Origin of the sequence: Sphingomonas sp. (genome assembly GCF_036731925.1) — a bacterium.
In the GTDB taxonomy this organism is placed as follows: Bacteria; Pseudomonadota; Alphaproteobacteria; order Sphingomonadales; family Sphingomonadaceae; genus Sphingomonas.
This window is the reverse complement of record NZ_DAINDJ010000002.1, coordinates 1,517,230-1,531,999: the sequence shown is the minus strand read 5'-3', so window position 1 is coordinate 1,531,999 and position 14,770 is coordinate 1,517,230. Positions and strand designations below refer to the sequence as shown.

12 protein-coding genes are annotated in these 14,770 nt (G+C 69.0%); 5 read left to right on the top strand and 7 right to left on the bottom strand.

The features are described from left to right. Nucleotides 1–71: 71 nt before the first annotated feature. Both V7E00_RS16800 and V7E00_RS16795 read left to right on the top strand, forming a co-directional pair. Nucleotides 72–872, top strand: coding sequence for a hypothetical protein (locus V7E00_RS16800; RefSeq protein WP_333573744.1), 801 nt, complete (start codon nt 72–74; stop codon nt 870–872). Next, nucleotides 869–1,594 (top strand): hypothetical protein, encoded by a 726-nt coding sequence (locus tag V7E00_RS16795; RefSeq protein ID WP_333573743.1) that lies wholly within the window; start codon nt 869–871, stop codon nt 1,592–1,594. Before V7E00_RS16800 ends, V7E00_RS16795 begins: the two co-directional genes overlap by 4 nt. Here V7E00_RS16795 and V7E00_RS16790 read toward each other — a convergent pair. From V7E00_RS16790 to V7E00_RS16780, 3 genes are all read right to left on the bottom strand, one after another. Further along, the gene (locus tag V7E00_RS16790) at nt 1,591–2,355 is read right to left on the bottom strand and encodes a Coq4 family protein (protein ID WP_333573742.1); all 765 of its coding nucleotides are present in this window, start codon (nt 2,353–2,355) and stop codon (nt 1,591–1,593) included. The two genes, V7E00_RS16795 and V7E00_RS16790, sit on opposite strands and share 4 nt — an antisense overlap. Before the next feature lie 266 nt (nt 2,356–2,621). Beyond that, a complete protein-coding gene (dnaN, locus tag V7E00_RS16785; protein ID WP_064311837.1) occupies nt 2,622–3,734 on the bottom strand; it encodes a DNA polymerase III subunit beta in 1,113 nt (370 codons plus the stop codon). 148 nt (nt 3,735–3,882) lie between these two features. Further along, a complete protein-coding gene (locus V7E00_RS16780; protein ID WP_333573741.1) occupies nt 3,883–4,497 on the bottom strand; it encodes an outer membrane protein in 615 nt (204 codons plus the stop codon). 259 nt (nt 4,498–4,756) lie between these two features. On the opposite strand from V7E00_RS16780, the gene V7E00_RS16775 reads away from it, so the two are divergent. The 3 genes from V7E00_RS16775 to V7E00_RS16765 are packed head-to-tail and all read left to right on the top strand — an operon-like array spanning nt 4,757 to nt 7,043. Further along, nucleotides 4,757–5,404 (top strand): histidine phosphatase family protein, encoded by a 648-nt coding sequence (locus V7E00_RS16775; RefSeq protein ID WP_333573740.1) that lies wholly within the window; start codon nt 4,757–4,759, stop codon nt 5,402–5,404. Beyond that, nucleotides 5,401–5,856, top strand: a complete 456-nt coding sequence (locus V7E00_RS16770; RefSeq protein ID WP_333573739.1) for a hypothetical protein — start codon at nt 5,401–5,403, stop codon at nt 5,854–5,856. Before V7E00_RS16775 ends, V7E00_RS16770 begins: the two co-directional genes overlap by 4 nt. Before the next feature lie 47 nt (nt 5,857–5,903). Then, nucleotides 5,904–7,043 carry a GNAT family N-acetyltransferase gene (locus V7E00_RS16765; RefSeq protein WP_333573738.1) on the top strand — a complete coding sequence of 380 codons (1,140 nt, stop codon included), beginning with the start codon at nt 5,904–5,906 and terminating at the stop codon, nt 7,041–7,043. Nucleotides 7,044–7,051: 8 nt separating this feature from the next. Here V7E00_RS16765 and V7E00_RS16760 read toward each other — a convergent pair whose 3' ends face one another. The 4 genes from V7E00_RS16760 to ppc all read right to left on the bottom strand — a co-directional run bounded on the left by V7E00_RS16760 (nt 7,052) and on the right by ppc (nt 14,706). After that, nucleotides 7,052–8,737, bottom strand: coding sequence for a hypothetical protein (locus V7E00_RS16760; protein WP_333573737.1), 1,686 nt, complete (start codon nt 8,735–8,737; stop codon nt 7,052–7,054). Nucleotides 8,738–8,746: 9 nt separating this feature from the next. Continuing rightward, nucleotides 8,747–10,261 carry a hypothetical protein gene (locus V7E00_RS16755; RefSeq protein ID WP_333573736.1) on the bottom strand — a complete coding sequence of 505 codons (1,515 nt, stop codon included), beginning with the start codon at nt 10,259–10,261 and terminating at the stop codon, nt 8,747–8,749. Further along, entirely contained in the window at nt 10,258–11,961 is a 1,704-nt protein-coding gene (locus V7E00_RS16750) for a hypothetical protein (protein WP_333573735.1), read from the bottom strand. Before V7E00_RS16750 ends, V7E00_RS16755 begins: the two co-directional genes overlap by 4 nt. Nucleotides 11,962–12,039: 78 nt before the next feature. Then, a complete protein-coding gene (gene ppc / locus V7E00_RS16745) occupies nt 12,040–14,706 on the bottom strand; it encodes a phosphoenolpyruvate carboxylase (RefSeq protein WP_333573734.1) in 2,667 nt (888 codons plus the stop codon). Nucleotides 14,707–14,770: the final 64 nt, after the last annotated feature.

The window sequence follows — 14,770 nt, the reverse complement described above, 5'->3', positions numbered from 1 at the left end:
GCGGCTGTAGCGCAGCACCTTGCCCACGAACACCGCTTGGCCGATAGATCAGGGCGAAGGGATAGAAACACATGCTCCGCAAGACAGTTACGATTGCCGCACTCGCGCTGGTCGCGGCCTGCTCCAAGGCACCCGAGGACGTGACCGCCACCTACGCCGCCGCCGGCGGCCGCGGCACCATCACCGTCAAGGCTGCCGCCAATGGCGACGCCAAGGTGGAAGCCGGCCCGCAGACGCTGATCCACAAAGGCGGCACCGATTACGTCGTGATCACCGACGGCAACGACAAGTTCGCCGCCAGCTTCGCCGATTTCGTCGGCGCGACGCAGGACATCGCCAAGGCCAAGGGCATGAAGCCCCAGGCGCTGCCGCAGGATCCGGACTATGAAGCGGTCCAGGTCGGCGAGGAGAAGGTCGGCGACCAGAAGGGCACGATCTGGAGCGTCCAGCCCAAGGGCAACCCGCAGGGCGATTCGATCCGCATCGTCGTCAGCGACGACAGCCGCCTGAAGAACATCGCCGCCGCCATCGGCATGCAGACCAAGCTGACCGGCGCGCGCATGGCGACCGTGTTCACCAGCGTGCCCAAGGCCGAGAAGGTGCTGGAAGACGTGATCGCCAAGGGCGCCGTCCTGCGCCTCGGCGAAGCGCTGACGCTGCAGACGCTCAAGCCGGGCGCGATCCCCGCCAGCGAATTCGCGCTGCCGCAGGTGCTCGACCGCGCCGCGCTGCGCAAGCGCATCGAGGACCAGGCCAACAAGGCGCTCGAAGCCGCCAAGGCCGCCGGCGACAAGGCAGGCGAAGTGCCGGCTCCGGCTGCCCCCGCGGCACCTGCCCCCGCCGCTCCGGCAGCGACGCCGGCCGCGAAGTGACGTTCCGCCGCCTCGCGCGCGCCCTGCCGATCCTGCTGGCGCTGGCCCCCTGGCCCGCGCTGGCGGACGTCACCGCTTCCTACCAGGCCGGCAAGGACCGGCTGACCGTGGAAGTGGCCGACAATGGCGATGCGCGCGTCGAGGTGGGCGAGTTCGTCTATATCCGTCACGGCGGCGAGGACTATCTGACGCTCGGCAAGGCCGCCGACGATCAGATCTCCGGCCGCCGCGACGACATGCTGAAACTCTTCCATGTGCTGTTCCGCGCCGATCCGGATACCGCGAACCTCGCGGCGCCTGCTCCGATCGCGCCGGTGGTGGAACCGCTCCGCGAAACCGAGCTCCTCGGGCTGAAGGGTCGGGTCTGGAGGATCTGGCCCACGGGCAAGGGCGATGCCGCCGACAGCATCGAAGCCGCCTTCACCGATTCACCCCGGCTCGCGCCGGTGAACCGCGTGCTCCAGTCGGCGATCACCGAGTTCCTCGGGGTGTTCGGACCGCTGGACAAGCACGGCCGTTTCCGCGCCATCCTCGCCGCGATGCGCGACAAGGGCGCCCCGCTGATGGTGCGCGACGCGAACACCGTCCAGTTGCTGGCGCTGGAGGACGCTCCGATCGCCCCGGCACGTCTCGCCATACCGGAAAACCTGATCAGCGGCGACGCGCTGCAACTGCTCGCCCAGCAGATGCAGGCGCGGCAGAAGCGGGACAAGAACCCCTAGAGCGCGCCAATCCCCGCCTCGGCCAGCCGGGCCTGGGCGATGCGATATCGTGCCGGCTCGGCGATCCCGAGCCGCGCCCGCGCCGCTTCCAGCGGCTCTTCCAGAAGCTTCTCGTAATCCTCGCCGTGAAGCCAGCCGGCGCGCTTGCCGTGGCGATAGCCCTCCAGAATCGCCTTCACGCAATCGAGCCGCCCGGTGGTGCGGATGCTCTTCAGCGCCCCGCCCAATGCGATGAAGCCCCAGCCGAGCCCGCCGGTCTGCGCATAGGAGAAGGCGACGAGGCACAGCTCGCCGAGATGCTCGTCGGCCTGGTAGCCGGTCAGCACGTGCCAGAGATCGTGGATGTCGCGCTCGCGCCGGCCCATCCAGGCATAGGGGTGCTCGACCTCGATGCCCTGGAAACCGCCCTCGACCATGCTGACCTGGACCAGCCCGTCGGCCGAATAGCCGGTCGAGTCCAGGAAGGCGCGGTACGCAGCTCCCAAGGTTCCGGGCGCGAAGCTGTCGATCCAGCTGCGGTCGCACAGGCGCTGGGAGAGCTCGAGCCGACGATAGGCCAGCTTGCCGCCGCCCGGGATGGTAAGCAGCTTGCGATAGTTGCGCTGGCTGACGTCGCCATTCAGCGCGCGCATGATCTTGAAGACCTGTTCGGTGTCGTCGCCATTGGCGAGCAGCCGGCGCAGCGCCGAAAGGGCGGTTCCCCATTCGCGCTTGAGCGGGACGCCGGGGTTGATCAGCGGTTGCGGTGCCTTGGTCGCCATGCAGTCCGATCCGTTTAACTGACAGGCATGTAAATAGCAGAGCCGCGGCGCGGATTCAACGCAGGCATGCATTTCGTCGAGGCGGACGACGGATCCAGGGAGATCCGCCGCCCGACCCAAGTCCCGTAAGTGCGACCCTCGGGGCTTGGCGGCCCTTATGGTCGCAGAGCAGCACCCGAAACAGCCGGGGAAAGCGCGGGTGGGCCCGGAAAGCGGCCGTCAACCATGGACATGCCGCTGATATGCAAGAATTTACCGGTGCGGGATCAGACTCGCATCGGCATCAATACGTAGAGCGCGGGCGAGCTATCATTCTCGCGGATCAGCGTCGGCGCGGCGGCATCGGCGAGATGCACTTCCACCAGGTCGCCTTCGATCTGACCAAGGATGTCCATCAGGTAGCGGCTGTTGAAGCCGATCTCGAACCCTTGCGCGGCATATTCGCCCGGCACTTCTTCCGCCGCGACGCCGTTCTCGGGGCTGGTCACCGAGAGCACGACCTTGTCGCGCTCCAGCGCCATCTTCACCGCGCGGGTCTTTTCGGTGGCGATGGTCGAGACGCGGTCGACGCCCTGCATCAGGCTCTTCGGATCGAGCTTGAGCAGCTTGTCGTTCGCGGTCGGGATGACGCGGCTGTAATCGGGGAAGGTGCCGTCGATCAGCTTCGAGGTGAGGATCGCCTGGCCCAGATCGAAGCGGATCTTCGAGGGCGAGAGCGACACGCCCACCGAACCGTCGACCTCGTCGAGCAGCTTGCGCAGCTCGGCCACGCACTTGCGCGGCACGATCACGCCCGGCATCGCATCGGCGCCGTCCGGGCACGGCACGGTGACGCGCGCCAGCCGGTGGCCGTCGGTCGCCGCCGCGCGCAGCATGCGGCTGGCATCGTCGGTCACGTGGAAGAAGATGCCGTTCAGATAATAGCGCGTCTCCTCGGTGGAGATCGCGAAGCGGGTCTTGTCGATGATCTGCTTCAGCGTCTCGGCCGGCAGCTCGAACGTCGTCGGCAGCTCGCCCTCGGCGATCATCGGGAAATCGTCGCGCGGCAGCGTGCCGAGCTGGAAGCGGGCGCGGCCGGCCACTACCGTCAGCTTGCCCTCGGCCGCGGTGAGCACCACCTGCGAACCCTCGGGCAGCTTGCGGACGATGTCGAACAGCGTGTGCGCCGAAACCGTCGTCGCGCCGACCTGGTCGACCGCGGCGGGGATCGTCTCGTCGATCTGCAGATCGAGATCGGTCGCCATCAGCCGGATCGTGCCGCCCAGCTGCGCATCGATCAGCACGTTGGACAGGATCGGAATCGTGTTGCGCCGCTCGACCACGGACTGGACGTGGCTCAAGCCCCTCAACAGAGTTGCGCGTTCGATCGTCGCCTTCATGTACCTCAAACCCCCGGGCCGTCGCCCAACATCCTACCCGGCGCGACCCGGCCGGTGGCAATGCGCCATGACGTACCCTTAACGCGAAAAAGGGCCGGAGCAAGCCGCTCCGACCCCCTTTTCCACAGTCAGACTGCCTTTTCGGCGATCAGAACCGTACGCCGAGGCCCGTGACGATCTGGTGACGCTCGGGATCAACGCCATTGGTCTGCGAGCCATAGTTGGAATAGCGATATTCCGCCTTGGCGAAGACCTTGTCGGTCAGCTTGAACTCGGCACCCGCGCCCAGGCGCCAGCCGTCGTAATTGTCGCGCTGGCGGAAGGACAGCGCCGGCGTGGTGGCGGGCGAATCATAATCGGTGATGAACTGGGCGTTGGTGTAGCCGGCCTTGGCGTAGATCAGCGTGCGCGGCCCGGCGAGGAAGCCGAGGCGGCCGCCGACATACAGGTCGCGCCCCGCCTTCACGCGCAGCCGGTCGCCCGCGTTGAGCACGTCGTTGCTGCGATCGCTGATGCTCGATCCGGTCACTTCGCCCTCGACGCCGAAAACGGTGCTGCCGCGCTGGACGTCATAGCCGATATTGCCGCCAAAGGTAACGCCGTCGCGCGACGCGTCATAGGACGACTTGTCGTTCACGCGGTCCCAGCCGGCGATCACTTCGGCGTGCGGGCCGGCGAAGCCCTGGTCCTGCGACTGGGCGAAGGCGGGCGCGGCAAACGCGGTGGTGGCGATCAGGGCGGCGATGGAAAGCTTGGTACGCATTACGAATACTCCTCACTGGAGCCGCACCGACGAGGTGCGGCCTGACTGCAGCCGGAAGCCGGGGCTTCGGCTGGACGCTCGGTACCGGGGGAAGGGGCGGCCCACGCGGGCGCCGCCAAACGATCTTCCTCCCGTTCGCTCCCGGCGTGCTCCGCGAGCTGCAGGACGGATGCACCCGCAGCCCTGTCGCCGGGATGAACGAATCAGGGCCAAAACGGGGCATTGCGTTTCCCGGGGTTTCGCCCGAGAGACATGGGCCATGGCCAGCACCCGGAAAGGCCGCGACTTCATTGCGCGGCACGGCGAGACCGTGTTCAATATCGCCCGGCGGATGCAGGGCGATCATCCCCACACCCCGCTGACCCGCGCCGGCTTCGCCCAGGCCGATGCGATGGGGGCGGCGCTGCGGGCACTGCTCGGGCCGAAGCCGAAGCTGACGCTCTGGGCCTCCAGCGCCGGCCGCGCGCTGCAGACGCTGGCGATCATCGCAGAACATCTCGAGCTGGACTGGCACCAGACGCGAACCGACGACCGGCTGGTCGAAATCGGCATGGGCGCGTGGAGCGGGCGCTACTACGCCGATCTGGAGCGCGAGGTGGGGACCTTTCTCGATCGCGAGCACGGGCTCTACACCCGCCCGCCCGAAGGCGGCGAATGGTATGACGCGATCGCCGCGCGCGTCTCGGGCTGGCTGGCCGACACCGGCGAGGATCCGGGCGACCGGCTGGTGATCATGCACGGCATGTCGAGCCGTATCCTGCGCGGGGTGATGACCGGCCGCGACGTGCTGCCCCAGTTCGACGCAGCCGTGGCGCCGGACCTGCCGCAGGGATCGATCGTCCGGATCGAGGGCGGGGAAGAGACCGTGGTGCATCTCGGCACCGGGCGCGGCGCCGCGCCGGCATGATGCTGGCGCTCGCGCTGCTGGCGCTCGCCGGGCCCCGCGAGACGATCGGCATTTTCGAGCGCTGGGGGGCGTTCCGCGATTCCGCGCCGACGCGGTGCTTCGCGGTGGCCCGACCCGTGGACAAGGCCCGGCGCGGCGAGGCCTTTCTCAGCATCGCGAGCTGGCCGGGCCGCAGCGTGCGGCACCAGCTCTATGTCCGCCTCAGCCGGGCGCGGGCGGACCATGCCCGGGTGATGCTGGTCGCCGGCGAGCGGCGCTTTGAACTCACCGCCAGCCGCCACGACGCCTGGGCGCCGGATGCGCGGACGGATGCAGCGATCGTTGCCGCGATGCGCGACGGGCGCGCCCTGAGCGTGGAAAGCGTCGACACGGGCGGCGTGCCCTTCGTCGACGGCTATGCCCTGCAGGGCGCCGCCAGCGCGATCGACGCGGCAACGCTGGCCTGCCTCTAGGATCACAAAGGGCTGGCACCGCCCGCGCCATCCACTATCTTGGCTGCGTGCGATCTCCATCCGTCACTGCCCGCCTCGCCGACGGCGTCGCCTCCATCCCGGCGGCGCAGTGGGACGCCTGTGCCGGGCTCGACAATCCGTTCCTCAGCCACGCCTTCCTGTCGATCCTCGAAGCATCGGGCTCGGCGACCGCGCAGGCCGGCTGGCAGCCGCTGCCGATCATCGTCGACGGGCCGGACGGCACGCCCGCCGCGATCGCGCCTGCCTATGCCAAGAGCCATAGCCAGGGCGAATATGTGTTCGACCATAGCTGGGCCGATGCCTGGGAGCATGCCGGGGGCCGCTATTATCCCAAGCTGCAGATCGCGGTGCCGTTCACCCCCGTCCCGGGCCCGCGGCTGCTGCTCCGCGATCCTGCCCAGGCCCCCGCGCTGATCGCGGCGATCGAGGCGGTGGTGGACCAGCACGGCCTCTCCTCTGCCCACGCCACCTTCATCGAGGAGGCGCAGGTGCCGCTGTTCGAGGCGGCCGGCTGGCTGATCCGCACCGGCACCCAGTTCCACTGGCAGAATGACCGCTATGCCAGCTTCGATGATTTCCTTGGTGCGCTCGCCAGCCGCAAGCGCAAGGCGATCCGCAAGGAACGCGCCGCCGCCGTCGAGGGGCTGACGATCCGCCACCTCACCGGCGCCGAGATCACCGAGGGGCATTGGGACGCCTTCTGGGCCTTTTACCAGGATACGGGCAGCCGCAAATGGGGCCGTCCCTATCTCACCCGGCCGTTCTTCTCGATGCTCAGCGCAGCGCTGGGAGACCGCGTGCTGCTGATGCTGGCCGAACGCGACGGCAGGCCGATCGCCGGCGCCCTCAACCTGATCGGCCGCGACGCTCTCTACGGCCGCTATTGGGGCTGCGTGGAGGACGTGCCCTTCCTCCATTTCGAGCTCTGCTACTATCAGGCGATCGACGCCGCGATCGCGCGTGGCCTGCCCCGCGTCGAGGCGGGCGCGCAGGGGGAACACAAGCTCGCCCGCGGCTATGTGCCGGTGACGACCTGGTCGGCCCATTACCTCCCCGATCCCGGCTTCCGCCGCGCCGTCGCCGACTTCCTGGTGCGCGAGCAGCAGGCGGTGGAGCGCGAGCAGGAATATCTGGAAGAGCTGACGCCGTTCAAGAAGGCGGAGTAGCCCCCCCCTCAGGACGGCGGCGCGGTCCCGTTGCCGGGCAGTTCGCCCGCCGCTTCGGCCTCGCGGATCAGCACCGCTTCGGGGCGCGGGATCGGCAGGTCGCCGGGGTTGAGGCCCGGGCCCGGCACATCGTGGTCGACCCGGTAGAGCACGCTCGGGCCGTCGCGCCACACCGGGATCAGCCCCTGCTCGTACCGCTTGTCGTACGCCGGCGGGCGGATCAGCCAGACATAGTCGAACGCGTCGCGCGGGAAGAGCGCCAGGCTGCGCGCGATCGGGCGCCACCATTCGCGCGGGCACTGGACGTTGGTCACCAGTTCCGACGGATCGTGGGCGAAGCGCTTGGCCGCGCGGTAGCGCACCGTCATCAACTGGCCGCCGGCCATCGACCATTGATCGTTGGTATAGGCCAGCCGCCGCTCGAGCGCGAGGCCGGGGACGTGCTGCAGCCGGGTCATCGCCCATTCGTTGTAGCAGGTTTCGCCGACGAAGCTCACCAGCCGCGCGCCGACCGGCACATGCTCCAGCGCCTTGAGCTCGCGGTCATAAGCCTTGTCGTACAGGTAGAAGCTCGCCGTCGTCGCGCCGATGCGGGCAAGGAAGAAGGCGAGGCCCAACGCCGCCACCAGCGTCGCGCCCCGCATCGACAGGCCGGGCTTGGGCCGGATCGCCAGGATTGCCACGGCGATGAGGAACGGCACCATCCGCATGTCGGCATAGGCCGATCCGAACACCACGCGAGGCAGGAAGATATAGACCAGCAGCAGGAAAAGCGCGGAAAGGCCCAGATTGCGCGAATACTGGATATTGGGGTCGCGCACTGCCTTCAGCATGAGGAGGAAGATCACGCCGACGCTGGCGAGGTCGAACAGCTGCCAGCGATCACGGAACACCTGCGTCACCCACAAGGTCTTGGCGCGCCAGTTGAACCAGTCGAAGGTCTGGCCCGAGACATGCTCGCCGCCGCGCCAGATCACCATCAGCACCGCCGGCAGCGCCATCACCGCGCACTGCAGCCCGGCGAAGAAGATCGGCGCGAGCCAGCCGCCCACCAGATCCTTGTGCCAGGGCAGCGCGGGGTTGCGGCGCAGGTCGTGCTGGCGGATCAGCTCGGCCGAGAAAGCGAGCACGCCCAGCACGCCCCAGCCGAAGGTGTGGGTGATCCAGATGATCACCGAGAGCGGCACGAACACCAGCGAGCGAAACTGGAACTTGCCCAGCCGCGCCAGCCGCAGCCACCAGCCGAACGCCAGCATCGCCATGCCCATCGACAGCGCGAAATTGACGAAGCCGAAGTGGAAGGGGAAGGCATAGGCGAGCGGCAGCGCGAACAGCGCGGTCGCCGGGATGCGGCCGTGCACCTCGCGCGCGATCATCAGGAAGCCGGCGACGGTCGTCACCGGGATCGCGAGGACGATCAGCTTCACGCCCAGCTCGAGCCCGAAGATCTTGGCCATGGGGAAGACCAGCAGGTCCACCCCCAGATTGCCCATCAGCTGCCAGCGGAAATCATACCATTCGCGCAGCCACGGCACCTGATCATAGACCAGCTGTACGCGATAGCGGCCCATATGGCCGGGCAGATCGACGAGCGGCGGGATGTCCGGCCACAAGAGCGGCACGGCCGCCATCAGCACGGCGAACAGTACGAACCAGCGTGTCTGCCACCAGCGCAGCGGAACCCCTTTATCCATCGCGCCGCTTTAGTGCGGCGATGCCCCGGGCGACAAGCGCTTATGGTCGATCCTGTAGAGGGCGTCCTCGCCGTTGCTCCAGATCCGGGTCATGCCCGCCGTGCCGCGCGGGGCAGTGGCGGGGGGATGGATCAGCCACACATAGTCGAACGCATCGCGCGGCAGCGCGGCCAGCGATTCGTCCAGCGTGCGGACTCCGGGTTCGACCGAGCAGGGGCGGGCAAGCACCATCTGCGAGGGATCGCTGTCGAACCCCGCCATCGCGGCGGGTGCATGGAGGGTCAGCGGGGAGCCGCCCGCCAGCGGCCACTGGTTGTTGGAAAAGGCCCGCCGCTCGGCCATGGCCAGCCCGGGAAGATGGTTCAGGCGCTGGTGCATCCAGAGCTGCCCGCAGCGCTCCCCGATGAAGCTCACCAGCCGCGCGCCCTGGGGGAGATGATCGAGCGCAGCAAGGCGCTGGCGCCAGTCGTGATCGTAGAGCGTCAGGCTCGCAGTGGTCGCGGCCGTGCGGACCAGCAGGAAGGCGAGCGCGATGGCGGCGAGCACGGTCTGGCGGCGGGCGCTCAAGCTCGGCCGCGCCTCCAGCGCCAGCAGCGCCAGGATCAGCATAAACGGCACCAGCCGCATATCGGCATAGGCCGAATGGAAGAGCATGAAGGGCAGCAGCAGAAAAGCGGCGAGCACCAGCAGGAAGGCGCGCTGCAGCCGCGGCTCCACCCGCGTTCCGGGATCGCGCCAGCCCTGGTAGAGCAGGCAGAACAGCAGCGCGGCGGAAATCAGGTCGAACATCTGCCAGCGATCGCGCAGCACGGCGACGAGCCAGACAAGCTTGATGTCCCACAAGAAGGACCCCGAAAGGCCAGTGCTGGCCCCGCTGCGCCACAGGAGCAGCAGGGCCGCCGGCGGCGCGAGCGGCAGCAGGCGGATCGGCAGCCTCCGCCAGTCGCGCAGCTCGGCGGCGAAGACGAACATCGCCAGCGTCGCCCAGCCGACCACATGCGCTACCCAGATCGCCAGAGACAGCGGCACGAACACCGCCGCACGCAACGGGAAGCGACGCTGCCGCCCGAGCCGCAGCCACAGCGCAAAGGCGTTGAGCGCCAGGGCCATCGCCATCAAATAGTTCACGAAGCCGAAGTGGAAGGCGTAGCTGTGGACGAGCGGCAGCGCGGCGATCGTCCAAGGCTGGATCCGGCCGTGCACCTCGTGCGCGATCCACAGGATGCCGGCGCTCATCAGCATCACGATCGCGATCACCACCAGCTTCACCGCGGGCAGCAGCCCCAGCCAGGGAGCCAGCGCGCGCACCGCCAGATCGACGCCGAGATTGCCAACGAGGATCCAGCGAAAGCGGTACCAGGCGGCCAGCGGCCCGGCATCGCCGTCCAGCATCACGCGGAAGCGGCCGATATGGCCGGGCAGGTCGGTCAGCGGCGGGATTGCCGGCCAGAGCAGCGGCACGGCGCTGAGCAGCACCGCCGCCAGCGCGAACCAGCGGCGCTGCCACCAACGCAGATCGCTCACTGGGTGGAGTGCCGCGCGGGCTGGGTGAGGGTGTAGACCCGGGTGCTCGCGCCCGGCGGGGAAATCTGGCGCAGCCAGGGCGGCACCTGCCCCGCCACCAGGCTGCCGGCCAGCAGCTGGCGGTCCTTCGAGCCCGCACCCAGTTCGGCAAAGCCGTCCTTGCAGAGCGCGACATAATCCACGCCCCATCGCCGTGCGAGCGCTTCCGCCTGGGGGGAGGGGCTGAGGAACAGGTCGTACATGGCACGATTTCCTTGCGTATCGCGGTGATAGGGCCCGGCGAGAACCCGGTGCCGGGTGGTGGCGAGCAGCGTCGGGCCGAAATCGATCGGCGCGGCGATCAGGCCGGGCGGCAGCGCGGCGAGGCGCGCGGCGGCCGCGACAGGCGTACAGGCATGCACAGAAGCGGGCGCGGCGGGTGTCAGCATGTCGCCCAGGCTGGCATGGGCGATCCCGCTGGCCGCGAGCCAGGCAGCCGCCAGCGCCAGGGGTCCGCGCAAGCGGGCGGCGGCGATCATCGCCGCCAGCGCTGGCACCGCCGTCAGCGCCGCCAGCGGCGCTCCGCGCACCTGCACGAGGGTGACCGCCACCGCCGTCGCCTGGAAGCCGAGCAGGATCCACGCTGCGGCGGTCCGGGTCGTCCAGGCGAACCAGATGCCGGCACAAAGCCCGACCAGCGCCATCCCCCCGGCCGCGAGCCCCTTGCCGATCGGCAGTGCGGCGAGCGGCTGGGCTTCGTTGACATGCGCAAGCCAGAGCCGGGCGATCAGCGGATCGACCTGCCCATAGGGATGGAGGCAGGCCGGCGCGCTTGCGACCGCACCGCCCAGCGCGAGCCCGCCCGCCGCGATCAGCACCGCCGTCCGCGCCGCGACGGATCGGGTAGCGAAGCCCGCCACGGCCATCGTCGCGGGCGCCAGCGCCGCGAGCATCGCCGCGCGCGACAGGATCGCAGTGAAGCCGTCGCAGGCGGCAACGTTCCAGCCGCTCGACCGGAAGAGTACCGCCGCGGCGCTCAGGCCGAGGAGCAGCGCGGTCGCATAGCCGGCCATTCGCGCCTGGCCCGCAGCCGCATCGAGGCGCCAGCGCAGCGCAATGGCAGCACCGCCAGCGGCAAGCAGCGGCGCCGTCTCCATGCCGACGACGAGCGACAGCACCGTCGCCATGCCGGCGATCGCGCCCTGCCCCAGCGTGCCCCGCCCCACACAGGCATGGACCAGCGAAAGCACGAGCACGATCTGCAACGCATGGTGATCGATCCGGCCGGGCGCGAACAAGGTGATTGCCGGAAATGCCAGCGCGCCCAGGACGACCGCAACTACGCTCGACTGGCCGAGGCGGCGGGCGATCGCGGCGACGACGATCAGCATCGCCGCAAACAGCAGCAGCGGCGAGACGATGACGGCAACGACACTTGCGCCATGTGCGCCGAGCAGCGGCGCCAGAATCACGATCAGCGCGGTCGGCACCAGATCGGCAAGCCGCGACCAGTGCATCTCCAGCCCGGGCGCGGGCCCCAGCCGGTGCTGGGCGAGATCGGCAAAGGCCTGCCCGCCCAGCCAGTCTCGAATCTGCTGCAGCCGCATCAGATCGTCGGTGTCGGGCAGGCGCAAGGCGCCCAGCGCGGCATGGTCGCGCACGGTCCAGGCGATCCCCATCAGCAGCGCGAGGCCGATCGCCAGGAGCGAATCGCGTCGCACGCTGCGGAGATGCGCTGGTCCCATGCCCCAGCGCTAGGGCCACATGGTTAACCCCGGGTTAGACCGGGGCTCCGGAGCCTACCCGCTGTTGCGCAGCGCCGTGGCGATGGCGTTGATCGACAGCAGGATCCCCTCGCCGATCCGCGAGTCTTCCTCGCCGGCGCGGTGGCGCTTCATCAGCTCGATCTGGAGGAGGTTGAGCGGCTCGATATAGGGCAGTCGCAGCCGGATCGAAGTTTCCAGCGGCGGGTGCTTCTCCAGCAGCCGCGTCTGGCGGGTGACCTGCAGCAGGCCGTCCTGGGTCTGCTGCCAGCCGTCGCGGATGCGGCCGAAAATGCCGTTCCGCAGCTCCGCATCCTCAACCAGCGCGGCATAATGGCTGGCGATCCCCATGTCGGACTTGGCGAGCACCTGCTCCATATTGTCCAGCGTCGCGCGGAACAGCGGCCAGGCAGTGGCCATCTCGCGCAGCAGCCCCTTGTCCTCGAACGCCTCCAGCGCGGCGCCGACGCCGTACCAGCCGGGCAGCATCACCCGCGCCTGCGCCCAGCTGAACACCCACGGGATCGCGCGCAGATCCTCGATCGCGTCGCTCTTCTTGCGGCTGGCGGGGCGCGAGCCGATCTTGAGGCCGGCGATCTCGGCGATCGGCGTCATCTGGCGGAAGAAGGTGGTGAAGCCCGGCGTCTGGTAGACCAGCCCGCGATAGGCGCGGAAGGCGCTGTCGGAGAGCTGGTCCATCGCCGCTGCGAAGCGCTCGGCATCGGCAGGGGCGAGCTGCTCGGGCTCCAGGCTGGCGAGCAGCGTGGCCGAGGTCATTGCCTCCAGATTGGTCATCGCGCTTGCGGGAGAGCCGTATTTGGCGGCGATCACCTCGCCTTGCTCGGTGATGCGGATGCGGCCCTGCACGGTGCCCGGCGGCTGGGCGAGGATCGCCGAGAAGCTGGAGCCGCCGCCGCGCCCGACGGCGCCGCCGCGGCCGTGGAACAGCTGCATCGCGATGCCGGCGTCCTCGAACACCGGCTTGAGCGCGGTCGAACCGCGGCTGAGCTGCCAGGTGGAGGTGAGATAGCCGCCGTCCTTGTTCGAATCGGAATAGCCGATCATCACTTCCTGGTGCCCGCGCGCGGCAGCGATCGCGGCGACTTCGGGCAGGCCGAGCCAGGCCTCCATGATCGGCGGCGCGGCTTCGAGATCGGCGATTGTCTCGAACAGCGGGATCGCCATGATGTGCGCCTGCGGCGTCTCGCCGGGCACGTAGAGCCCGGCCTCCTTGAGGAGGATGTGGACCTCCAGCAGGTCCGACACCGATTGCGCCATCGAGACGATGTAATGGCGAATGCAGTCGCGGCCGTAGCGCGCATGCGCCTCGGCGGCGGCACGCACGATCGCCAGTTCGGAAGCGGTTTCCTCCGAATAGACGGCATAGGGGCTGGTCAGCGGCCGCGCGTTGGCAAGCTCGCGGCGCAGCAGATCGATGCGGGCCTGTTCGTCCAGCGCGGCATAGTCGTCGCACACGCCGGCGGAGTTGAGCAGTTCCGCCACCACCCGCTCGTGGATCGCGCTGTTCTGGCGCATGTCGAGCGTGGCGAGGTGGAAGCCGAAGGTCTCCACCGCCCGGATCAGCCGGCCGAGCGCGCCGCCGGTTGCGAGCGGCCCGCCATCGGCCAGCCCGTGCGCGATGGCGACGAGGTCCTCGCGGAACGCGGCGGGGTGGCGATAGGGCGCACCGGCGATCGGGGACGGACGGCCGGGCTTCTTGCCCACCAGCTGCTCGTACGTCGCGGAGAGCCGGGCATAGATGCCGGTCAGCGCCCGGCGATAGGGTTCGTCGCTGCGGCTCTTGCCGGTGTCGCCGCTGGCCTCGGCGAGCTTCAGCACGGCCTCGGGCACCTGCGTGTGCTCGGTCGAGATCGACAGCTCGGCGCCGAGCGCGTGCACCGCCTCGAGATAATGATCGAGCACCGTCTCCGCCGCGCGGCCAAGGGCGAAGCGCATCGAATCCGCGGTGACGAAGGGATTGCCGTCGCGGTCGCCGCCGATCCAGCTGCCGGGGCGCAGGAAGCTCGGCGCACGGTCGCCCAGCGCGCGGTCCCAGCGGGCATAGAGCGCCGGCAGCACCGGCAGGAACACGTCGCGGAAATAGGAGAGCGCGGTCTCCACCTCGTCCGGCACGCCCAGCTTCTCGCGGCGCAGGACGCGCGTCTGCCAGAGCAGCGCGATCTGGCGGAGGATCGCCTCTTCCACCTGGTCGCCGTCCGGCGTCTCCTCGACCCCCTGATCGCGCAGCGCCATCAGTTCGGCGATGCGGTTCTTGTGATCGATCATCGACTTGCGCCGCACCTCGGTGGGGTGGGCGGTGAGCACCGGGCTAACCAGTGCATGGTCGAGCAGCGCCATCACCGGCTCTCGGCCGATGCCTGCCTTGGCCAGACGTTCCAGCGCGGCGGCAACGTCTGCGTCCTTTTCGGTCGCCACGCCCTGGCGATCCTCGGCCAGGTTCGCGAGCATCGAGAACAGCATGAACCCGCGGACGAAATCGAGCGTCTCGTCCAGGCTCAACCGGTCCAGCCCCGAATCGATCGCACCTGCCCCTGCCACGCCGCGGTGTCGATCGACCGAGGTCGCGCGGATATATTCGATGCGCTTGAACAGTTCCTCGCCGCCATAGGCACGGATGACGTCGCCCAACAGCCGCCCAAGAAAGCGGATATCGGGATTGTTGGTGATTGCGATGCTGGCCATGGCGGCATTTGCTGCACCGCAAAGTGAACGCGGTCAACTTGTTCGCGCTACCAGACTTCCTAGC

Coding starts and splice junctions, on each gene's coding strand:
- V7E00_RS16775 (WP_333573740.1), top strand. CDS start 4,757: ATGGCCAGCACCCGGAAAGGCCGCGACTTCATTGCGCGGCACGGCGAG.
- V7E00_RS16800 (WP_333573744.1), top strand. CDS start 72: ATGCTCCGCAAGACAGTTACGATTGCCGCACTCGCGCTGGTCGCGGCC.
- ppc (WP_333573734.1), bottom strand. CDS start 14,706: ATGGCCAGCATCGCAATCACCAACAATCCCGATATCCGCTTTCTTGGG.
- V7E00_RS16780 (WP_333573741.1), bottom strand. CDS start 4,497: ATGCGTACCAAGCTTTCCATCGCCGCCCTGATCGCCACCACCGCGTTT.
- V7E00_RS16790 (WP_333573742.1), bottom strand. CDS start 2,355: ATGGCGACCAAGGCACCGCAACCGCTGATCAACCCCGGCGTCCCGCTC.
- dnaN (WP_064311837.1), bottom strand. CDS start 3,734: ATGAAGGCGACGATCGAACGCGCAACTCTGTTGAGGGGCTTGAGCCAC.
- V7E00_RS16760 (WP_333573737.1), bottom strand. CDS start 8,737: ATGGATAAAGGGGTTCCGCTGCGCTGGTGGCAGACACGCTGGTTCGTA.
- V7E00_RS16770 (WP_333573739.1), top strand. CDS start 5,401: ATGATGCTGGCGCTCGCGCTGCTGGCGCTCGCCGGGCCCCGCGAGACG.